This is a genomic window from Sorangium sp. So ce321, assembly GCF_051530195.1.
Taxonomy (GTDB): Bacteria; Myxococcota_A; Polyangia; order Polyangiales; family Polyangiaceae; genus Sorangium.
The window spans coordinates 8,203,612-8,223,971 of record NZ_CP150329.1 but is presented as its reverse complement, the minus strand read 5'-3'; the positions used below and the strand labels follow the sequence as shown (position 1 = coordinate 8,223,971).

Annotated in this window: 19 protein-coding genes; 6 read left to right on the top strand and 13 right to left on the bottom strand. The window is 71.5% G+C overall.

Annotated elements, in window-relative coordinates; all coding sequences use genetic code 11:
* Positions 1–898 precede the first annotated feature (898 nt).
* Entirely contained in the window at positions 899–1,903 is a 1,005-nt protein-coding gene (locus WME89_RS30245; RefSeq protein ID WP_438003167.1) for a zinc-dependent alcohol dehydrogenase family protein, read from the bottom strand.
* Positions 1,904–1,942: 39 nt separating this feature from the next.
* Here WME89_RS30245 and WME89_RS30240 point away from each other — a divergent pair, with 39 nt between their 5' ends.
* The 3 genes from WME89_RS30240 to WME89_RS30230 all read left to right on the top strand — a co-directional run bounded on the left by WME89_RS30240 (position 1,943) and on the right by WME89_RS30230 (position 4,807).
* Positions 1,943–2,941: a hypothetical protein gene (locus tag WME89_RS30240; protein WP_438003166.1), complete on the top strand. Its 999-nt coding sequence runs from the start codon at positions 1,943–1,945 to the stop codon at positions 2,939–2,941.
* 313 nt (positions 2,942–3,254) lie between these two features.
* Complete coding sequence (locus WME89_RS30235) at positions 3,255–3,887, top strand: TetR/AcrR family transcriptional regulator (RefSeq protein WP_438003165.1); 633 nt, start codon at positions 3,255–3,257, stop codon at positions 3,885–3,887.
* Positions 3,884–4,807 (top strand): alpha/beta fold hydrolase, encoded by a 924-nt coding sequence (locus WME89_RS30230; protein ID WP_438003164.1) that lies wholly within the window; start codon positions 3,884–3,886, stop codon positions 4,805–4,807. Before WME89_RS30235 ends, WME89_RS30230 begins: the two co-directional genes overlap by 4 nt.
* Positions 4,808–5,102: 295 nt before the next feature.
* Here WME89_RS30230 and WME89_RS30225 read toward each other — a convergent pair whose 3' ends face one another.
* The 4 genes from WME89_RS30225 to WME89_RS30210 all read right to left on the bottom strand — a co-directional run bounded on the left by WME89_RS30225 (position 5,103) and on the right by WME89_RS30210 (position 8,960).
* Positions 5,103–6,032, bottom strand: a complete 930-nt coding sequence (locus WME89_RS30225; protein WP_438003163.1) for an aldo/keto reductase — start codon at positions 6,030–6,032, stop codon at positions 5,103–5,105.
* Positions 6,033–6,125: 93 nt separating this feature from the next.
* Positions 6,126–6,959: an ABC transporter permease gene (locus WME89_RS30220; RefSeq protein WP_437662261.1), complete on the bottom strand. Its 834-nt coding sequence runs from the start codon at positions 6,957–6,959 to the stop codon at positions 6,126–6,128.
* Complete coding sequence (locus WME89_RS30215; RefSeq protein ID WP_438003162.1) at positions 6,952–7,821, bottom strand: ABC transporter ATP-binding protein; 870 nt, start codon at positions 7,819–7,821, stop codon at positions 6,952–6,954. Before WME89_RS30215 ends, WME89_RS30220 begins: the two co-directional genes overlap by 8 nt.
* Before the next feature lie 41 nt (positions 7,822–7,862).
* A complete protein-coding gene (locus tag WME89_RS30210) occupies positions 7,863–8,960 on the bottom strand; it encodes an ABC transporter substrate-binding protein (RefSeq protein ID WP_438003161.1) in 1,098 nt (365 codons plus the stop codon).
* Positions 8,961–9,311: 351 nt separating this feature from the next.
* On the opposite strand from WME89_RS30210, the gene WME89_RS30205 reads away from it, so the two are divergent.
* Positions 9,312–10,523 (top strand): PAS domain S-box protein, encoded by a 1,212-nt coding sequence (locus WME89_RS30205; RefSeq protein ID WP_438003160.1) that lies wholly within the window; start codon positions 9,312–9,314, stop codon positions 10,521–10,523.
* Between the two features lie 3 nt (positions 10,524–10,526).
* Here the strand turns inward: WME89_RS30205 and WME89_RS30200 are convergent, their stop codons facing one another.
* Entirely contained in the window at positions 10,527–11,531 is a 1,005-nt protein-coding gene (locus tag WME89_RS30200; protein WP_438003159.1) for a LysR substrate-binding domain-containing protein, read from the bottom strand.
* Between the two features lie 143 nt (positions 11,532–11,674).
* Here WME89_RS30200 and WME89_RS30195 point away from each other — a divergent pair, with 143 nt between their 5' ends.
* Positions 11,675–11,806 (top strand): hypothetical protein, encoded by a 132-nt coding sequence (locus WME89_RS30195; protein WP_437618033.1) that lies wholly within the window; start codon positions 11,675–11,677, stop codon positions 11,804–11,806.
* Between the two features lie 129 nt (positions 11,807–11,935).
* Here WME89_RS30195 and WME89_RS30190 read toward each other — a convergent pair whose 3' ends face one another.
* From WME89_RS30190 to WME89_RS30170, 5 genes are all read right to left on the bottom strand, one after another.
* Positions 11,936–12,172 (bottom strand): hypothetical protein, encoded by a 237-nt coding sequence (locus tag WME89_RS30190; RefSeq protein WP_438003158.1) that lies wholly within the window; start codon positions 12,170–12,172, stop codon positions 11,936–11,938.
* A gap of 550 nt (positions 12,173–12,722) precedes the next feature.
* Positions 12,723–14,780, bottom strand: coding sequence for an OPT family oligopeptide transporter (locus WME89_RS30185; protein WP_438003157.1), 2,058 nt, complete (start codon positions 14,778–14,780; stop codon positions 12,723–12,725).
* A 273-nt stretch (positions 14,781–15,053) separates the two neighbouring features.
* Positions 15,054–15,668 (bottom strand): hypothetical protein, encoded by a 615-nt coding sequence (locus tag WME89_RS30180; protein ID WP_438003156.1) that lies wholly within the window; start codon positions 15,666–15,668, stop codon positions 15,054–15,056.
* Between the two features lie 204 nt (positions 15,669–15,872).
* Positions 15,873–16,289 (bottom strand): hypothetical protein, encoded by a 417-nt coding sequence (locus tag WME89_RS30175; protein WP_438003155.1) that lies wholly within the window; start codon positions 16,287–16,289, stop codon positions 15,873–15,875.
* 202 nt (positions 16,290–16,491) lie between these two features.
* Positions 16,492–16,908: a hypothetical protein gene (locus WME89_RS30170; RefSeq protein WP_438003154.1), complete on the bottom strand. Its 417-nt coding sequence runs from the start codon at positions 16,906–16,908 to the stop codon at positions 16,492–16,494.
* 206 nt (positions 16,909–17,114) lie between these two features.
* Between WME89_RS30170 and WME89_RS30165 the strand changes: the two genes are divergently transcribed.
* On the top strand, positions 17,115–18,578 hold the full coding sequence (locus WME89_RS30165; protein WP_438003153.1) for a thioredoxin family protein: 1,464 nt from the start codon (positions 17,115–17,117) through the stop codon (positions 18,576–18,578).
* A gap of 42 nt (positions 18,579–18,620) precedes the next feature.
* Here WME89_RS30165 and WME89_RS30160 read toward each other — a convergent pair whose 3' ends face one another.
* Positions 18,621–19,424, bottom strand: a complete 804-nt coding sequence (locus WME89_RS30160; protein WP_438003152.1) for a hypothetical protein — start codon at positions 19,422–19,424, stop codon at positions 18,621–18,623.
* A 36-nt stretch (positions 19,425–19,460) separates the two neighbouring features.
* Positions 19,461–20,306 carry an aldo/keto reductase gene (locus WME89_RS30155; protein WP_438003151.1) on the bottom strand — a complete coding sequence of 282 codons (846 nt, stop codon included), beginning with the start codon at positions 20,304–20,306 and terminating at the stop codon, positions 19,461–19,463.
* Positions 20,307–20,360: the final 54 nt, after the last annotated feature.

Below are 20,360 nucleotides of genomic sequence, written 5' to 3'. Positions count from 1 at the left end.
ACGCTCGCTGCCGCGGCGGCGGAGGCGCTCGCCGAGCACCCGCCTCGCGCTCGATATGTCGGCGCGCGAGAACGCAGAGCGCGAGCGCGCAGCGTTGCAGGAGGAGATCATCCGGGTGCAGCAGAGCCGGCTAGCGGAGCTGTCCACGCCGATGATCCCGATCACCGAGCAGGTGATGGTCATGCCTCTCATCGGGACCATGGATGAGCAGCGTGTCAGGCTCGTGCTTGAATCTGCGCTCTCTGGCGCCGAGGCGCATGGTGCGCGTGCCGCCTCCGCGCCAGCATGCAGGAGCCGCTTCGCCACTCGTTTTCCCACCGCTCCCCGTGGCGTCCGCAGTTCCGCCATGGCGTCGCCATGCAGCAACGCGGCGAGAGGGTCGTCGCCTGCGCACGCCGCCGCCGTTGCCTCCCGGCACAGGCCTGCTGCTTGCCGGCATCACTTTCCGGATGCCTCCGGGGCGCTTCGGCACGCAACCGCCGCGCGCGGGCGATCCCAGCAGAGCCTGCGGCACTGGCGAGCGGCAAGGCTCCGGCAGCGAGTCGACGCGAGCGGCGGGCTCGACGTTCGGCCCAAGCTTGCTCACCCCTCCGGTGCCACCGGTAGCCCGAGCAGCTGACCGATCGCCTCGTGCACGACCCGGGCTGCCTCCGCGTCCCCGAGGGCGACGGCTCGGCTCAGGGTGCCGGCGAGCGACGCAACCACGGCGGCTCGAGGCGATGGATCGACCATCGCGAGCTCCCCGGGCCCAGGGCTCGGCGCTTGGGCCCGGGTTGGGTCCATGCCGTCCGAGGGGGTGCGATCCGTCGTCACGCCCTCCCGAAATCCCGCCGAAAGCAACGTATCGCGACGGTTCGACACCGCACCGGAACCCTGGCGGGATTTCTGACACGCTAAACTAGCCAGCACGGCCCGGCACGAGCACCGCCGCCCCGGAGAAGCGGCCGTGCCGCAGGTCGTCGAGCGCCTCGTTGGCCGCCTCCAGCGGGTAGACGTTCACCTCGGTCCGGACTGGCACCCGCGGCGCGAGCGCGAGGAACTCCTCGCCGTCCCTGCGCGTCAGGTTCGCCACCGAGCGCAGCACCCGCTCGCCCCAGAGGAGCGAATAGGGGAACGACGGGATATCGCTCATGTGGATTCCCCCGCAGACCACCGCGCCGCCCTTGCGCACGGCGCGCAGCGCGGCCGGCACGAGCTCGCCGGCCGGGGCGAAGATGAGCGCCGCGTCGAGCTCCTCGGGCGGCGCGTCCGAGGAAGCGCCCGCCCACTCGGCGCCCATCGACAGCGCGAACGCCCGCGCCGCCTCGTCGCCCGGCCGGACGAACCCGAAGAGGCGCCGCCCCTCGAAGCGGGCCACCTGCACCACGATGTGCGCGGCGGCGCCGAACCCGTAGATCCCGATCCGCTCCGCGTCCCCCGCCATGCGCAGCGTCCGGTAGCCGATGAGCCCGGCGCAGAGCAGCGGCGCGGCCGAGAGGTCCGCGAAGCCCGCAGGGACAGGGAAGCAGAAGCGCGCGTCCGCGACGGCGAGCTCCGCATACCCGCCGTCGATCTGGTAGCCGGTGAAGCGCGCCCTGTCGCAGAGGTTCTCCCGCCCGGCGCGGCAGTGCGCGCACGCGCCGCAGGTCCACCCGAGCCAGGGCACCCCCACGCGCGCGCCCCGCGCGAACCGCGGCCCCGCGCCGGGCGCGGGCACCTCGTCGAGGACCTCGCCGACGATCTGGTGCCCGGGCACGACCGGCAGCCGGGGGTCCGGCAGCTCGCCGTCGACCACGTGCAGATCGGTGCGGCACACGGCGCAGGCGCGCACGCGCAGCAGCACCTCGCCGGGGCCTGGCCGCGGGTCGGGCCGGTCCTCGAGGACGAGCGGGCTCTTCGCGGCTTTCAGGACCAGGGCGCGCATCGCTTCGAGCCAGTATATGCTGCGTCACCGAGCGTGCTCATGCGTGAACCCTCCTTGCTCCTCGTCTCCGCTGCTCTCCTTGTCGCGTGCGCCCCTGACGTCATCCTGGCCCCAGCCGGCTCCGGGGCCGCGGCGCCCGCCACCGGCGGCGCGGGGGAGAGCCCGGGCGGCGCGGGAGGCGCGCCCGCGCCGCGCGGCCCGGTCGTGCTGGCCTCCGGCCCATCCGAGCCGAGCTCCATGGCCGTCGACGCGACCCATGTCTACTGGACGGTCGATGACCAGGTCATGAAGGTGCCCCTCGAGGGCGGCAGCCCGGTGTCGCTCGTGAGCGGCTCTCAGTTTTATCCCACGAAAGGCATCGCCCTCGATGCCGACCACGTCTACTGGATCGCCTACTACGACGGCGTATTCCGTGTCCCGAAGAGCGGCGGACCGCCGGTCCACATCGTTTCGGTCTTCACCGAGGCCGCGAACGTCGCCGTGGACGACGACTTCGTTTACATGGGGGAATATGGCTCGGAAGAGGTCGACGGCTTCGCGAAGATCGTCAGGGCGCCAAAGACGGGAGGCGCGCTGGCCGACGTCGCTCAGACCGTGAACGGTGTGGACGTCATCGCGATCGACGCCGACCAAGTCTACTGGATCAACAGGTCGAGGGAGCGAGTCCACAGGGTCTCCAAGGCCGGCGGCAGCCCTGTCGAGCTCTTCAATGCCGGCGAGCGGCCCTCCGGCACTTATCGGATCTCGACGAGCGATACCGATGTCTTCTGGGCGAGTAGACAGGGGATCATGAAAGGCCCCAAGGGCGGCGGCGACGCCGTCCTGCTCCAGCTAGCCGGTTGGGGCGAGGACATGGCTCTGGACAGCGAGAATGTGTACTGGACCCAGTGGGGGAGCGACGTCGCGAAGAGCCCTCTCACCGGCGGAGAGCCGACGCTCATCGCCGAAGATCAGCCTTCTCCTGCGGCGATCGCCGTGGACGCCACGCACGTCTACTGGATCAACTACGACGGCACCGTGATGAAGGCCCCGAAGTGAGGGGAGAGGCACCCGGCGCGGCGGGTCCCGGGCAGGAGCGAGCTTCCGCGGCGCCTTCCTGACGGCGCAGGCCCGCGCGGCGCCTTTCCTGACGGCGCAGGCCCGCGCGGCGCCTTTCCTGACGGCGCAGGCCTGCGCGGCGCCTTCCTGACGGCGCAGGCCCGCGCGGCGCCTTCCTGACGGCGCAGGCCCGCGCGGCGCCTTCCTGATGACGCCGGGCCGTCGCGGCGGCCGGGCGAGCGGTCGAGGTCCGCCCTCGATCGTCTCCGCTCCCCCTTGCGCTTTCTCTCCGCCCATGACATGAACACGTTCAGTGAACGCGTTCACTCAAAAGCCGGGCCGGCGCGACGCGCAGAAGGACGCGACGCGCGCCCGGATCCTCGAGACGGCGCGCGACCACTTCGAGCGCCACGGGTTCGAGGCGGCGAGCGTCCGGGCCATCGCCGCGGACGCGGGCGTGGCGGCGGGCACGGTCCTGCTCCACTTCGAGGACAAGCGCGCCCTGCTGCACGCCGCGCTGTTCGACGACCTCGCCGCCACGGCGGCCGAGGCCGTGCGCGACGAGGAGCCAGGGACGCTCGAGGAGCGGCTCCACCGGCTCGCGGCCGGCTTCTTCGGGTACTACGCCCGCAGGCCGGCGCTGTCGAAGACGCTGCTGCGCGAGTCGCTGTTCGCCGACCCGCCCTGGCAGGCGCGCTTCGCCGAGCAGGTCGGCGCCGCGCACGGCCGCGTCGTCGCGCTGTTCGACGCCGCGCGCGCGCGCGGGGAGGTGGCCGAAGGCGCCGACGCCGCGCTCTTCGGGGTCGCGTTCTTCTCCTTCTACTACTTCGCGCTGATCGCGTGGGTCCAGGGCGCGCACCCGGCGCCCGTCGCCCTCCTCGATCGGCTCGTTGCTCAGCACCTGTGCGGCCTTCGCCCCGCAGATCACCCCGGGAGGTCCCGATGACGTCATCGATCATGTTCGAGAGCCCCGAGGCGCGCGCGCGCATCGCGGCGTGGTACGAGAGGTTCCGCGACAGGCTCACGTTCCCGACCGAGTCGCGCGAGGTAGCGACGCGCTTCGGCGCGACGCACCTCCTCGTCGCCGGCCCCGAGCACGCGCCGCCGCTCGTCTGCCTGCACGGCGCGCTCGCGAGCTCGGCGCACCTGATGGGCGAGCTCGGCGCGCTCGCCCAGCGCTTCCGCGTCTACGCCGTCGACGTGATCGGTCAGTCGGTCAAGAGCTCCGACGTGCGCTTGCGGCCCGACGGCCCGGCCTACGCCGAGTGGCTCACCGACGTCCTCGACGCGCTCGGGCTCGCGCGCGCGCACCTGCTCGGCGTGAGCTGGGGAGGCCTCGTGGCCGTGCGCATGGCCGAGTTCGCGCCCGCCCGGATAGACAAGCTCGTCCTGATCGTGCCGGGCGGGCTCGTGATGGGCTCGGTCTGGCAAGGCATGGTGCGCGTGGGGATCCCGATGGCGCTCTACCGCGCGTTCCCTTCCGAGAAGCGCCTCGCCCGCGTCGCCGCCGGGATGTTCTCCGCCCAGGACGACACGTGGATCCCTTATATCGGCGACGCGCTGCGGAGCTACCGGCTCGACTTCCGGCTGCCGCCGCTCGCGAAGCCCGAGACCCTCGCGGGCTTCACGCGCCCGGCGCTCGTGTTCGGCGCCGACGAGGACGTCCAGTTCCCCGGCGCGAAGCTGATCGCGCGCGCGAAGGAGCTGATGCCCCGCGCCGAGACCGAGCTGCTCGAGGGGTGCCGCCACTCGCCCCCCACCGACGACGCCTTCCGCGCGCGGCTCGGCGCGCGCATCGCCCGCTTCCTCGGACCCGACGCCGCGTCGCCCCTCGCGTCGCCCGGCGTCGCTCCTCCGGTCGCGTGACCCGCTCGCCGTGCGCCGGCGTGACTGACGCTCTCGCCGTGCGCCGGCGTGATTGACCCTCTCGCCTTACGCCGGCGTGATTGACCCTCTCGCCGCGCGACGGCGTGATTGACCCTCTCGCCGCGCGACGGCCGGCGAGCGCCCTCAGTGCCCTGACCTGGGGGATCGCCTCATTGTGAAGCCATTTCAGCGGGGAAATGGAACAGGGAGGCGGGGAGACGGGGAGTAATTTGAAGATTTTCCTCCCCGCCTCCCCGCCTCCCTGTGAATTTTCCGAAGAATCTACGGGGATGCCTCAGTGACCCGAGACGTCGTCGACCTGCGCGAACGCCTCGACGAGGCGCTCGCGGGCCCCCGGCGACAGCCGGGGCGCCTCGATCGACCGCACGTTCTCCAGCAGGTGCGCCACGCTGCTCGTCCCCGACAGGATCACGTGGGCGCCTGGCTCGTCCCGGCAGAAGCGGTATGCCGCGTCCGGGAGCGACGCGACGTCCTCGCCCTCGAGGAGCGCGTCCAGCCCGTCGGCGGCGAGCTCGCGCGACACCTTGCCCCGCGCCGCCAGATCGCCGAGCAGCTCCCTCAGCCGGTCGGGGCGGCTCAGCGCGCGCCGGACCGCGAACATGATCAGCGTGCCGATGTTCTTCGCCTGCGTCAGCGGGAACACCCTCGCCCGCGCCGACTGGTTCAGGAGGTTGAACCCGACCATCACGACGTCCCAGAGGTCGTCGCGGAGCGCCCGCTCGAGCATGGCGTGCGTCGGATCGGCGGCGAACGCCTCCGTGATGCCGAGGAAGCGGATCTTGCCCTGCTCCCGCAGCCGCAGGAGGACGGGGACGATCCGCTCGCGCAGATCGGCGTAGTGGTCCGGGAGCACCCCGTGCAGGTGATAGACGTCGACGTGGTCGGTGCCGAGCCGCTCCAGGCTCGCGTGCAGCGACGTCACGACGTCCTCGGCCCGGAGGGGCGCCTCGAGGCGCGTCGTCTTCTTCGTCGAGAGCACCACGCTGTCGCGCGGCACCTCGCGGAGCGCCTTCCCGAGGAGCCCCTCGGTGCCGTACGCCTCCGCCGTGTCGAAGAAGTTCACGCCGCCCTCGATGGCCGCACGGACGAGCCGGAGCGACTCGGCCTCGGTAATGCGCCCGGAGCCGAGCCGGCTGTCGCCGCCCGCGCCCAGGCCGAGCACGCTGACCGTGAGGCCGGTCCGACCCAGGATGATGCGATTCACGCGGTCCTCTCCCTCTGTCGATGAACGGTGGGCGCGCCACGGTGCGCGGCGCGCGACGTACAAAGCGCGCTGCGCGCGCGCGGTGGGGTCACGTCACTCCTTGGGAGCGACCTTCCACGCGGTGAAGCGCCGCTCGACGCGCATGAGCAGGTAATTGAACGTCAGCCCGAGCGTCGTGATCGTGAGAATGCCGACATACATGCTCGGGATCTGGAAGTTGTATTGCGCGTAGATGATGAGGTACCCGAGCCCCGCCTTGGCGCCGATCATCTCCGCCGCGACGAGGACGAGCAGCGAGTACGCGCCCGCGAGGCGGATGCCCACGAAGATCGTCGGGACGGCCGCCGGGAGGATGACCTTGCGGAACAGCTGGAGGGGCGACAGCCCCATCGTCCGCGCCGACTTGATGAGCAGCGGATCGACCCCGCGCACCCCGCTGATCGTGTTGAGCAGGATCGGCCAGGTGCACGAGTAGATCACGAGCGCGACCTTCGAGGCCTCCCCGATCCCGAGCAGCAGGAGGAACACGGGCAAGAGCGCGAGCGCCGCGGTGTTGCGCAGCACCTCGAGCAGCGGGTTGATGGCGTCCGCCACGCCCTTGTACCAGCCGATCGCGAGCCCGAGCGGCACGCCCACCAGGATCGCCAGCGAGAAGCCGAGCAGCGAGCGGGAAAGGCTCGCCTTGATGTGGCTCAGGAGCTGCCCGTTCTGGAGGAGCTGCCACCCGTTCGCCAGCACCTCGGAGAGCGGCGGCAGGAACGCCGCCTCGACGAGGCCGACCCGCGGCGCCGTCTCCCAGAGCGCGGCCACGAGGAGCAAGATCCCGGAGCGCGCGGCGGCGCGGCCGAGCCACCGCCCCACCTCGCCGACGAGCTGCGGCTGCGGCGCTTCCTCGTGCAGCTCGATCGATTGTTCGATGCTAGCCATTGACCGCCACCACGCCTGCCACAGGGCGGCTCTCCGCCGCGCGCTTCTGCTTCTTGCTCCGCTCCAGCTCGTCCGCCTTGAGCACCTCCTCGCGCAGGAGCGACCAGATCTCGTGCCGCAGCCTGCCGAACTCCGGCGTCGACCGCGGGTCCTCGTGGCCCCGGATCTCCGGCGGGATCTCGATGACGTGCTTCACGCGGCCGGGCCGGGACGTCATGATCGCGACCCGCTGCCCGAGGAACACCGCCTCGTCGATGCTGTGCGTGATGAAGAGGATCGTCTTGCGCGACTTCTCCCAGATCCGGAGCAGCTCGGCCTGCAGCGACTCGCGCGTCTGCGCGTCGAGCGCCGCGAACGGCTCGTCCATCATCAGCACCTCCGGGTCGTAAGCGAGGCTCCTGGCGATGGCCACGCGCTGCTTCATGCCGCCCGACAGCTCGTGCGGATACCGGTCCTCGAAGCCGGAGAGGCTGACCAGCTCGAGGTAGCTCTGGGCGATCTCCTTGCGCTGGCTCTCCGGGATGCCCTTGGCCTCCAGCCCGAACTCGACGTTCTCGCGCGCCGTGCGCCACGGGAACAGCGCGTATTGCTGGAACACGATCCCCCGGTCGAGGGCAGGTCCGGTGATCGGCTTGCCGTCGAGCAGGAGCCGCCCGGTCGACGGCATCGACAGCCCGCCGAGCAGATCGATGAGCGTCGACTTGCCGCAACCGCTCGGCCCGACGAGGACCATCAGCTCGCTCGCCCTCACGTCGAGGCAGAGGTTCTCGATGGCCGTGAACCGCGCGCCCTCCTTCGTCCCCGCCGGCCCCTTGATGGCGAACGTCTTGCTCACGTTTTGGAACTGGATCTTGTTGCTCATGGCTACTCCTGCTGCCCATCCTCGACGAGGGCCCGATCCTTTCACGGACCGCCCTTCCAAAACGGGTTGAACTCGTTCGTGTACAGCTCGCTCAGCTGGACCTGTCCTTGCTTGAGCTCGCCGTCCCTCACCAGCCAGTCGATCCACACCTGGAACTCGGTCTCCGCGATGAGCCCGCCCTTGCCGGCCACACCCGTGCTCCGCCAGTACTTCAGCACCGACGCTTCCTCGTTCCGGCCCCGGCCCGCGACGATCTTCTCGAACCGCGCGATGACCTCTCCCCTCGGCGTCGTCTGCGCCCAGTCGATCGCCTTCGCCACGGCCTCGACGAACTTGCGCGCCGTCCGCGGGTTGTCGCGGATGAACTCCTTCGTGAGCACGTAGCTGCCCGCGGTGAACGCGCCGAAGAGGTCGTGATCCGTGAACAGCGGGTGCAGCCCGCCCCGCTCCATGGCCTTGTCGCGCAGGATGCCGCCGAGCGTCGCCACGTCGACCTGCTTCTGCCGCAGCGCGAGCTCGCCGTTGACCGGCGGGATGACCACGAGGGTCACCTGATTCACCTCGTCGCGGCTCAGCCCGTTGCGGAGCAGGTACTCCTTCAGGATGAACTCGGAGTGCGCCCCGAGCGTGTTGACCGAGATCTTCTTGCCGATGAGATCCCGCGGGCTCTTGATCGGGCTGTCGTCGAGGACGTAGAAGCCGCTCCACGTCTCCTTGTCGACGCCGTAATAGCCGATCACCGCCTTGATCGGCGCCCTCGCCGCGAACAGCTTGATCACGGCCCCGTTGAACGCCCCGCCGAAGTCGGTGTCCCCGGTGACGACCGACTGGATGTTGTGCGGTCCGCTGATGGAGCTGCCGACGAAGCTCAGCCGGAGGGGCGCGAGGAAGCCGAGGTCCTCGGCGAGCTCCGGGAACGAGACGCCCGTCCCTCCCTCGTAACGGAGCTCGAGCTTCTCGTACCCCTCGGCGTCGCCGCCGCCCAGAGGCGCGGAGGATGCTTTGGAGCAGCCGAGCACGGCGATGGCGACGAGCAGCGCCGCGAGGCCCCGCCAGGCGATCTCGGAGAGGTGTCGATGGCTGAGCGGGGCGGGACCGAGAGGCCCAGAGGCGTTCGCAAAGTCAAGGCCATCCTGCATAAAACGACCGCAAATCCCTCGACCTGGCGCGCGCCGTTGCCCTTTGATGAGCTCGACCACGCGTGGCTGCGGGGGCGCTCTCCTCGAGCACGCCGGAGGTGTGGAGCACCGGGTGTCGCGTGTTGAGCACGCGCCGTACCAACCACGCGCCGGCTCACAAGACGTAGATCCGCTATAGCAGACGGCGGGCTGCTGCTGGCGCAGCAGGCGCTGCGCGGGGGGTGTTGCTGCAGCAGCAGGAGATCCGCGCGGCCGGGGCGCGCGACCGGCGCGGGCGCTGTCCGCGGCGCGCCGGAGCGAGCGTCTCAGCCTCTCGACGGCCAGGGAACGCTCGGGTTAAATTTTGCAATCATGAACGTGTCCAATGCCCCGCAGGGGGGGGTCGAGGCAGAACCGCGCGCTGGCAGGCGAGCGCTCCTTTTTGAACGGGCGCCGCTCGCGATCGTCGAGGTCGGCAGCGATCTCACGATCCAGGACTGGAACGGCGCGGCCGAGCGCCTGTTCGGTCACGCGCCGCGCGAGGCGCTCGGCCGCCGCGTGGACGAGCTGCTGCCGGTCTCCGGCGACCCCGAGGCGTGGCGGCGGCTCCTCGCGGAGGACGGCCCGACGCCCCGGGTGTGGACCCATGTGAGGAAGGACGGCGGCGAGGCGTGCTTCGAGTGGCTCCACGAGCGCCTCGTCGACGAGCAGGGGAAGGTCCTCGGCGTCGGGGTGTTCGGGCAGGACGTGACGGAGCGGATGGAGCGGCTCCGCCGCCACCAGCAGAAGGAGGTGGTCCTGCGGACCGTCACGCAGACGCTGCCGATCGTCGTCTGGGCGATCGATCGCGAAGGGATCTTCACGTTCCACGAGGGCAAGGGGGTCGTGAGCGCGGGGCTCGAGGAAGGCGCGCACATCGGCAAGAACGTGTTCGAGCTCTACGCGGGCAACGAAGGCAACGACGTGCTGCGGCGGGCGCTCGAGGGCGAGGCGTCCCACTCGATGAACGAGTCGCACGGGGTGTTCTGGGAGAACTGGGAGATCCCGATCCGCGACGAGCAGGGGAAGGTCTACGCGGTCGTCGGCTTCACCCTCGATGTCAGCGACACCAAGCGCACCGAGCAGGAGCTCCGGACCAAGCTGGACCTCATCCAGCGGCAGCAGCAGGTCATCCGCGACCTGTCGACTCCCATCATCCAGGTCTGGGACGGCGTGCTGACGTTGCCGATGATCGGGATGGTCGACAGCCAGCGGACCGCGGAGGTGATGGATGCGCTGCTCGACGCGATCGTCCGCACGGGCGCCCGCTACGCGATCCTCGACCTCACCGGCGTCGAGATGGTCGACACCAAGACGGCGAGCTACCTCCTCGAGCTCGTCCGCGCGATCCGGCTCCTCGGCGCCGAGGGCATCGTCACGGGCATCCGGTCGAACGTCGCTCAGACGATCGTGAGCCTCGGGATCGATCTGGCCAATATAACGACCCTGTCGAACCTCCGCGCGGCGCTCCAGCACTGCATTCGCCAGATGACCAGGGAGCGCGCGGCGCCGGCCGCGATGCAGGCGGCGCCCGAGCGGGGGTGACGGCTATCGCGTCCTTGGCGGCCTCGCGGTCTGGCGGCCAGAGCTCTTGTCTTCCTGGCGTCCTCGACGACTCGAGCTCTCTTCATCTGAATCTGATCGCGCCGCTCCCGCTGCCCCGCGCCCCTTCATCACCCTGGCCAGCTCCTCGACGAACACGCGGACCGCGGCGCGCGCGGGCGCCGCGTAGACCGCGAAGCTCGCGCGCTGCGACGCGCCGTAGGCCGGCAGCACGCGCCGCAGCGCGCCGCTCTCCAGGTGCTCCTGAACGAGGTAGTCCGGGAGGTTGGCCAGGCCGAGGCCGGCGACCGCGGCGTCGCGCAGCGTCATCGTGTCGCTGGTGCGGAACGTGCCGCTCACCGGGATGACGCGCTCCCCCTCGGGGCCGACGAGCGTCCACCGAGCGACAGGCTCCATGTTGAGCGTGATGCAGTCGTGGTCGGCCAGGTCCTCGAGGCGGCGCGGCGTCCCGTGGCGGCGCAGGTACCGCGGGCTCGCGCAGAGCACGCGCAGGTCGTCCGCGAGCCGCCGCGCGACGAGCGAAGCAGGGGAGATCGCGGCCGCCAGGCGCACCGCCACGTCGACGCGCTCGGCCACCAGATCGACGAGGCGGTCGGTGAGATCGAGATCGATGCGGAGCTCCGGGTACCGCGCGCGGCAGGCCAGCACGGCCGGCGCGACGCGGATCGTGCCGAGGACCGTGGGCGCCGAGATGCGCAGCGCCCCGCGCGGCGTCCCGTCGAGCTCCGCGACCGCCCGCTCCGCCTCCTCGACGTCCGAGAGGATCCGGTCGGCGCGCTCGGCGTAGAGGTGCCCCGCCTCCGTGAGGCTCACGCGGCGCGTGGTGCGCTTCAGGAGCTTCGCGCGGAGGCGCTCCTCGAGCCGCGCTACCTGCTTGCTGACCGACGACGACGTGAGCCCGAGCGCCTTCGCCGCCGCCGAGAAGCTCTGCCGCCGCGCCACCTCCAGGAACGCCCTCATCTCCCCCAGGTGACCGCTCGCCGGATCCATGCCATTCGTTCCTTCCGCGACGCAATCTTCGTCGACGGACCAGGATTATCACGCGCCTCGTCCAGAGCTAGCTTCCTGGAGAGCGAGGCGAACGCCCCGCGATGGACAGCGGGGCGACCGCCTCGCCGTGTAAGGAGGGATCCATGCTCACGCAGGCTCGCGGCCGCACAGGCGTCGCTCTGCTGCTCTTCATCCTTGTCTCTGCGCTCGCCGCAGATCAGCTCGCGGCGCTTCCCCCGGCGCAGGGGGCGCCGACGGCGCTGCGCGGGCTGTAGGCGTCGCTCGCGGCGCTGGCCGACCGCTTCGCGGCCGTGACGCCGACCGAGGCGGCGCTCGCGCTGCCGCTCCACGACCCCGCGATGTGAGCGCGCCGGCTCGCCGGCGCGGGCCCGGCGGCCGCCGGGTCACGCCACGCGATCGATCGCGCCCTGGACGCCCTCCTGCTTGGAGCAGTGCGCACAGCAGTAGAACGCCCCGCCGGCCTCGACGCCGTGGCCCACGATCCGGCAGGCGCAGTGGGCGCACACGGGCGCGAGCTTGTGAATCGCGCACTCGAAGCAGTCGAATGTGTAGGTCGTGCCGCCCGCCATGATCTGGAAGGCCTTGTCATAGGTGTTGCCGCAGCAATCGCAGGTGTTCATGGGACCTCTCGACAGTTAGGGACGCCGTCACGCCGCAAGGCCAACACGGCCAGCACTCGCGATCACGCCGGGCTCCTTCGGCGGTTGCCCCGGCGCCGGAGGGTCCTCGATGATGTCGGGAGAGGGCTCTCCGGGCTCGGGCGGCGACGGCGGGGGATCCCGACGCGCTGGCTCGCCCGGATCAGGGTCGCGCCGCGGGGGCTCGTTCGGGGCGGGATCCCGCATCGGCGGATCCTGCTCGGGATCGCCGACAGGCGCGGGGCTGGGCGTTCCTCGGGACGGGGGCGCGTTCGTTGACATCAAGGGTCCTTTCCCCGCGCGTCCTCTCGCGGGCTCGTGCTGACGCGGCGTGAGCAGGGCTGCACGAAGCGCGCCACTGCAGTCCCGAGCAGCGCGGCTCAGCCGGGCGACGCGCTGCGCTCACCGCGGCTCGCCGCGGCCGCCGGGAGCGGGCATTCCTGTCACACTGGGGCGCTGCTGCGTGGTGGCTGAGCGGCCGCGAGCGGGCCGGAGGGGCCCGCGCATCCAGCGGGGCCCGCCCGGCGGCGCCTCACCTGGGGACGAGGCCGAGGAGCTGCCCGAGCGCCTTGCCGAAGCTCGTGGCTTCCAGGACGTCGGGCAGCACCAGCACGCCGAGCACGCTCAGGCCGATGCCCATCAGCGAGCCTCCGGCGATCACGCCCGCGCAGATCGCCTCGGTGTTCTCCGCGGCCAGTGCATACCAGGGCCGATTGACCGGCGGGGGCAGCGGCGCCTCGACGAGCCCGCCGGGCCCGGTCACGCTCATCCGCGCCTCCTGCTCGCGCCTCCTGTGCCACGCCGCGGCGCGCCGCTCGAGCAGCCAGAAGGCGAACGAGCCGAGGAACATCGACCAGATGTCGGTGAAGTTCAGGATGAAGGCGAGCCCCAGGGCGACAGCGGAGAGGGGGAATCGGTTCTTCGTGACCTGCTTCGTGACCTCGACGACGACGCCGACGATCGCCCCGACGAGCACCGCGGACTTGGCCGTCGGGTGGAGGAAGTCGAGCCCCTTCATCAGCACCTCGGCGACGGCCTTCCAGGTGAGCGCGCTCGGGACCGGCAGCTTCTCCGTCCCGTAGCGGCCGATGTCCCCCTGGATGAGCACGAGGTACCAGACGGGCACCGAGAGCACGAGCCCCGCGATGGTCCCGAGCACGTGCCCGAGCGCCTGGTGGCGCGGCTTGCCGCCGAGCATGTAGCCCGGCTTGATGTCCATGAGCAGGTTCGCGGTGTTGCTCGCGACCTCCGCCGTGATCCCGGCCGTCATCAGGTTCGTCGTGATGTTCTTCGGCGCGAGGACCCCGTAGGTGAGCTGCGTCAGCTTGCCGAGCGCCCCGGTCGGGGTGATCGCCGTGATCGCCGTCGAGTTGACGGCGATGAGCGAGAAGACGAAGACGAGCGGGATCGCGAGGATCCCGAGCCACCACGCGATGCCGAACCAGACATGCCCGAGCACGACGACGACCGCGCCGACGACGGGCACGCCGATGATCGACAGCTTCACCGGCAGCTCGATGTCCGCGAGCACGTCCCGCGAGCCACCTTTCCGGGAGAGGCCCTTGAACGCGTCCAGGATCACCTTGGGCTTGGAGAAGAAGGCATAGAGCGAGGACGTCGTCATGCACGCGACGCCGCCCCACAGCGCCCAGATGGTGATCTGCCCGAACCCGTAGTGCCCGTTCCTCGGCAGGATGATCCCGTGCTGGATGAGGAGCGGGGCCAGGACCCAGTAGTTGAGGATGCCCCCGAGGAGGAGCGAGACGCCGGTCCGGATGCCCATCAGGCCGCCCGTGGCGACGAAGATGAGGCTCGTGTCGAAGCGGATCGTGAGCTCGTTGAGGGGGACGCCCCGGATGGCCGGGGTGAGCCCCCACCGCTTGAGCAGGTCGGCGAAGCCACCTTTGTAGAGGAGCTCGTCGTAGTAATGGGGGATGTTCTTCAGCGCGAAGAGGGCGCGCATCACCTTGTCGTCGCGCAGGAGCTCGAGGGCGGCGCTCAGGAGGCCGCCGCCGAGGAGGAGCTTCGCCTTGAAGAGGCCCTCCTTCTCGTCGCTCTCGTGCAGCGCGTCCATGACGACGCCGGCGGCCATCCCCTCGGGGAAGGGGAGCTGCTCGTCGTTGATGAAGCGCTTCTTCATGGGGAAGGCGAAGAGCACGCCGAGGATGGCGAGGACGAACATCCAGATCATCGCCCTTCCCATGGGGATGACCGTGGTCGTGACCATCGAATAGGCCGCGAGGCTCGTGAAGAGAGGCGCGTTGATGTACCCGGCCGACGTCGCGATGGACTGCATCGCGTTGTTCTCGAGCACGGTCATGTCGCGGCCGAGGCCCAGCCGGGAGAGGACCTTGAAGAGGCCGAAGGCCAGGATCACGCTCGTGATCCCGACCCCGAGAGACCAGCCGGTGCGCGCGCCGATGTACACGTTCGTGAGCGACAGGAAGGCGCCGAGGAGCATGCCCGTCATCGCCGAGCGCAGCGTGAGCTGAGGCATGTCGCCGCGGTAGACGTTCTTCAGCCACCATGTGTCCTTCTCTTCGAGGGACATGGTGTGGACCTGCTCTGGCGTGAGCTGCTTGATGGCCATTGCTCGGCGACCTCCGCGCACCTTGTACCATGGTGGGCGAGGCGCCGTGCAGCTCTTCGGCGGGCGCTCCCGGCGCCGCGCAGCTCCTTTTTGACGGCGGCGCCGGCGCGCTGGCCGGCGTGACATGGAATTCGCGGCGGCGACGGAATTGCTGAGCTCGTGTCGCGGGGCTCGCGCCCGGCGCCGGCTCGCGTCGCGCGCGCCGCCGACTCGCATGCTCGTCCGGAGGCGGAGTCGCCTCCTCCGAGCATGCCTGTCGTCGCCGGCGGCGCCTCAGTCGTCCCGGCCGCTGCCGCTGAAGCCGTCCTCACGGCGGGCGAAGAGGACGTTGAACGTGGTGAGGGTCCCGTAACAGCCGGTGATGTACGCCTGGAGCTGGACCTTCTCCGCGTCGCTCAGCCCCTCGTGCGTGTTGATCTTCTGCTCCAGTACGCGGAGCTTGTCGCGGAGCATCACGATCTTGTGGAAGAACACGTCGAGCGGGATGCGCTTCTCGGCCGTGCCCTCCTTTCCCGGCCGGAGGACGATCTCCCCGCCTTCCCAGCGGCCGCCCATCTCCGCGCGGCCGACGCCGAGCTCCTCGGACAGCACCTCGCGCAGCACACGGCGGAACTCGTCGATATCCATGTCGATGTCGATCTCCCTTGGCAGCGTGGAACGGAGGGGCTGCGGCGCCGCGGCGGGCCGGCGCTCCGGCGACGGCGCCCGCTCGGGCGCCCGCGGCTTGCCGCCCGAGCCGCGCGGCTGGCCAGCGGCCCGGGGCGGCGGCGGCGGCGGCGGCGCGCCCTTGGCCCGGTAGCGGGCGCACGTCGCGGTCGCCTTGACCGGCGGCGGGTACACCTCGAGGGCGCACTCGCCCACGCGGCCGCGCGCCGGATCCTCATGCACCCTCGTGTATGCCGCGCAGCTCCCGCACCGACCCGCGTAATCGTTCACCGCGGCGCCACTCTACCAGCTTTGTGGCCAGCGGGGAGGCGCGTCGTCAGATCACCGCCGCGGCGCTCCCCGGGCGACGGCCTCATCCCCGAGGCGCCCTCGAGGCGCCCGGCCGCTCCGAACCCGGCCCCCGCTCGGGCGCGACGGGCTGCGGGCTCACCCGGCGCTGGGCCTCGCCGCGATCTGCTCCCGCCGCGTCACGAGCCACGCCCGTACGTCTGCCTCTTCCCTGGCGAAGTAGACCGCTATATCGGCGCCCGTGGCGAGCGCATAGGCCCGGATCACCAGCTCGTTGATGACCCTCGCCGCGAAGGTCGCGCGGTAATAGGCGACGCCGCGGATGGGCGGCACCCTCGTCGCTTCCTCGAAGATGACCCTCCGGGACTCCGCCGGGATCCGGCCCAGCCCGGACATGTCGCCCGTGACCAGCGCGTAGCTCCGGCCCGCGAACCGTGCCGCAATGAAGCCGAAGAGCTCCTTCACCTCGTCCGGCGCGAGGTCGCCCCGCAGCGTCAGCTCCAGGGTGTCCTGGTGTTCACCGACGCGGGCCGTGTGCTTTCCTATCCTCTGCACGTGCTCGATCATACGATTCCGCCCCCCGATGTGCTCAGCGTGGCTTATCCGGCGTGTCCGGGCGCCATCGCGCGACAAGCGAGCACCGGCAGGCCCATCGTCTGATCCAGGCGGGGGGCCGACGGCGCGTCAACGTGGCATTCGACGCGCGCTCGACATGCCGCGCCGGGCGGGCGCCGCGGGGCGCGGACAACCCCGGGGCTCACCTGTGCGGCGCCGCGCCCGCGAGCTGCGCCCGGCGCCTCGCGAGCCACGCGCCTGCCTCCGCCTCGTCCTTGACGAAATGGACCGGGAGGTCGGCTCCCGTGGCGAGCGCATAGCCACGGATCACGAGCTCGGTGAGGACCCTCGCCGTGAAGCCCGTGTGGTGATAGACAAGCCCGCGGATGGGCGGGATCCTGCTCGCATCCGTGACGAGCAGTCTCCGCACCTCCGCCAGGACATGGCCGAGCTCGGACATGTCGCCGGTGACCAGCATGTAGCTCCGCCCCGCGAACCGGGCCGCCATGAAGTCGAAGATCTGCCTCGCGTCGTCCAGCGTGACGTCGCCCCGCAGCGTCAGATCGAGGGTGTCCTCGTGTTCACCGACGCGGACGGTGTGCTTTCCTATCCTCTGCACGTGCTCGATCATGCGACTCCGCCCCCTGATGTGTTCGCCCTGGCGGGCCCGGCGGCGCGGCGATTCCATGGCGTGGCACGCGAGCACCTGCCGGTCGAGAGAGACCATCTATGCGGAGCGATGATGGCGCGTCAACGTGGCGCTGTCTCTCCGCGCTGGTGGTCGCGGAGAGGGCGAGGCGGCCGCGCCTGAGCTACCATGCCGGCGTGCGTCACCCCGCCTCGCTCGCCGCGCTCGTCTCCGCCCTCGCCTCCGCCCTCGCCCTGGCCGCCTGCGCGGCCGAGCCGCCGCCGCGCGCTCCGGCGCCCCCGGCCGCCGCGGCGCCGCCGCCCGCTGCCGTGGCCGCGGCGCCCGCCGCCAAGCCGGAGCCGGCGCGGCCGCCGCTCGAGTTCATCCACGACGACCTGCCAAAGGCGCGCGAGAAGGCCCGGGCCGAGGGCAAGGCGCTGTTCGTCGATGCGTGGGCGCCGTGGTGCCACACGTGCCTGAGCATGAAGCACTACGTGCTGACCGATCCGTCGCTGCGCCCGTTCGCCGATCGGGTGGTGTTCGCCGACATCGACACGGATCGCCCGGAGAACGCGCCGTTCCTGGAGCGACACGAGGTGACCGTGTGGCCGACGTTCTTCCTCTTCGAGCCGGCGAACGGCGACGTCGTCGGGCTCTGGCGGGGCGCGGCCTCGGTGGAGGAGCTGCGCGAGCTGTTCCGCGAGGCGCTGCTCGCCATGGATTCCGAGGCCGCCGCGAAGCTGCGGGCGGACGACCCGAACCGGCTGCTCGTCGAGGCGAAGCGGGCCCACAGCGCCGGCGATCACGCCGCCGCCGCGTCCGCGTACCAGCGCGCCCTGGCGAGGGCCGGGAAGGACTGGCCGCGGCGCAGCGAGGCGCTGCTCGGCCTGGTTTCGTCGCTGCGCAAGAAGGACGCCGCGGCGTGCGCGGACGTCGGCAGGGCGCACGTCGGCGAGGTGAAGGGCGCGGCGCTGCCCGCCGATTTCGCGAGCGTCCTGCTCTCGTGCGCGGCGGCGCTCCCGGACCGCAATGCGCAGCGGGCCGCGCGCGAGGCGGCGGTCGCCCGGCTCCGGTCGATCGTCGAGAGCCCGCCCGCGGACGCGAGCGCGGACGACCGCGCGGACGCGTGGGGCCTGCTCGCCGAGGGGCTGGAGGCGCTCGGCGAGGCCGACAAGGCCCGCGCGGCGAACGAGTCGAAGCTCGCCGTGCTGGAGCAGGCCGCGAAGGAGGCGAGGGAGCCCGAGGCGGCGGCCGCCTACGATTACGGGCGGGCCATGGCGTACCTCGCGCTCTCGCGCGGCGACGAGGCGGTGGCGATGCTGAAGCAGCGCGAGGCGCAGATGCCCGCGTCGTACGAGCCGCCCGCGCGGCTCGCGCAGGTGCTCCACGCGATGGGCCGCGAGCCGGAGGCGCTCGCCGCGGTGGAGCGCGCGATCGGCCGCGCCTATGGCCCGCGCCGGCTGCGCTACCTGAAGCTCCGCGCCGAGATCCAGCAGAAGCTCGGCCAGCGCGCGGAGCAGGTGGCGACGCTGCGCGAGGAGGTGGCCGGATACGAGGCGCTCCCGAAGGGCCTCGCGAGCCAGGCCGCCCTCGACGACGCGCGGCGGCGGCTCGCCGAGGCCGAGAAGGCGCAGCGCGGCGGCGGGGCGAAGAAGCGCTGAGGGAGGCAGGGGCAGGAGGCCGCGTCGAGGCCCGCGGCGCGGCTACCTGCAGCCGCCTTCCACCTCCACGTCGGTGGCCCTGAGGACGACGGTCGCGGGCTCGTCCGGAAACGTGACCGTGACGTCGACTCCGAGGGAGCACGGGAGGGCCGTCCCCGCGATATCCCACGTCAGCTTCCCGGTGGCGCCCGTGGCGTTCACGGCCTTGCCGGTGGGGCTGATGGTCCCCGGCGCGCAGTCGGCCGCCCGGTCGGTCCTCTCGACGCGCGACACGACCCAGGGCGTCGGGAGCGTGACGTCGAAGCCCTCCCGCGCCCCCTCGACCGGCGCGTCGGCGAACAGCATCACGCACCGGTTCGCCTCCGGGTCGGCCTTGTAAATGATGAGGTGATCGAGCCCGCCGGGCCAGTAGGATGCGGCGTAGTCGACGGCCGCGGGCTTCCTGCACGAGGTGCTCTCCGAGACATCCACCCCGGCTCCCTGCGCGGCGCACGCGTTGCAGTAGAGCTGGCCGTCGCACCCGCAGACGCCCGGGCAATCCGTGGGGCAGACCTCGGGCCGGGCGGAACACTCGCCCTCGGTGTCGAACGTTCCGCACGAATCGTCAGGGAAGTCGCAGAACTCCTCCGCGCCACAGGTGCCGCCGCTGCGCGCTCCGCAGGCGACCGACGCCTCGCCGCCGCCGCCCGAGGTCGAGCTCGTGGCGCCGCCGGCGCCGTCCGAGGTCGAGCTCGTGGCGCCGCCAGCGCCGCCGGCTCCTCCGCTGCCAGGCGGGGTGTCGACGGAGCCGCCGCAGGCGGCGAGGAGGAGCCCGAAGAGAGCCGAGCCGATGAATGGTTGTCTCATGTGCGGAGCATGCCACGACCGGCCGGCCAGAGCCGCCTACAGCGTCGGCAGCACGCCGCGGTCGCGGCCGAGCGGGAACGCCGTCTCGATGCGGGCGAGGTCCTCGCTGGTGAGGCGCAGGTCCCCCGCGGCCGCGTTGTCGAGCGCGTGCGCGGCGCTCGCGGCTTTGGGGATCACGAAGACCGGCTGGCGCCGGAGCAGGAAGCGCAGGGCGACCTGCCGCGGCGTCGCGCCGCGGGCGGCGGCGATCGACGCGAGCACCTTGCCCGTCGTGCTGTTCGGCGCCGGGAACCGGCCCGAGCCGAACGGGCTGTAGGCCACGACCGCGATGCCGTGCCGCTCGCAGAGCGGCACGACCCGGTGCTCGATCGCCCGCTCGAGCAGGTGGTAGAGCACCTGGTTGCAGGCGATCTCGTTCGGCCCGGCGATGGCGATCGCCTTCGAGAGCTCCGCCTGGTCGAAGTTGCTGACGCCGAAATAACGGATCTTGCCCTGGTCCCTCAGGTGCTTGAAGGCGCGGAGGGTCTCCTCGAGCGGGTGCGCGCCGGGCCAGTGGAGGAGATAGAGGTCGAGCCGGTCGGTGCGGAGCCGCTTCAGGCTGCGCTCGCACGCGGCGATCGTGCCGGAGTAGCTCGCGTTGTTGGGCAGCACCTTGGAGGCGAGGAACACCTCGTCACGGCGCCCCTCGATGGCCTTGCCGACGAGCGACTCGACCGCGCCCGAGCCGTACATCTCCGCCGTGTCGATGTGCGTCATCCCCGCGTCGAGCCCCCGCCGGATGGCGTCGAGGCAGGCCGCCTCGTCGTCGCCCTCCATCTGCCAGGTGCCCTGTCCGACGACCGGGAGCTTGATGCCCGTGAACCCGAATGCGCGCTGCTCCATTGACGATGACCTCCGCTCCATCCCGAAAGGACAGCATGCGGCTCCCTCCCTCGT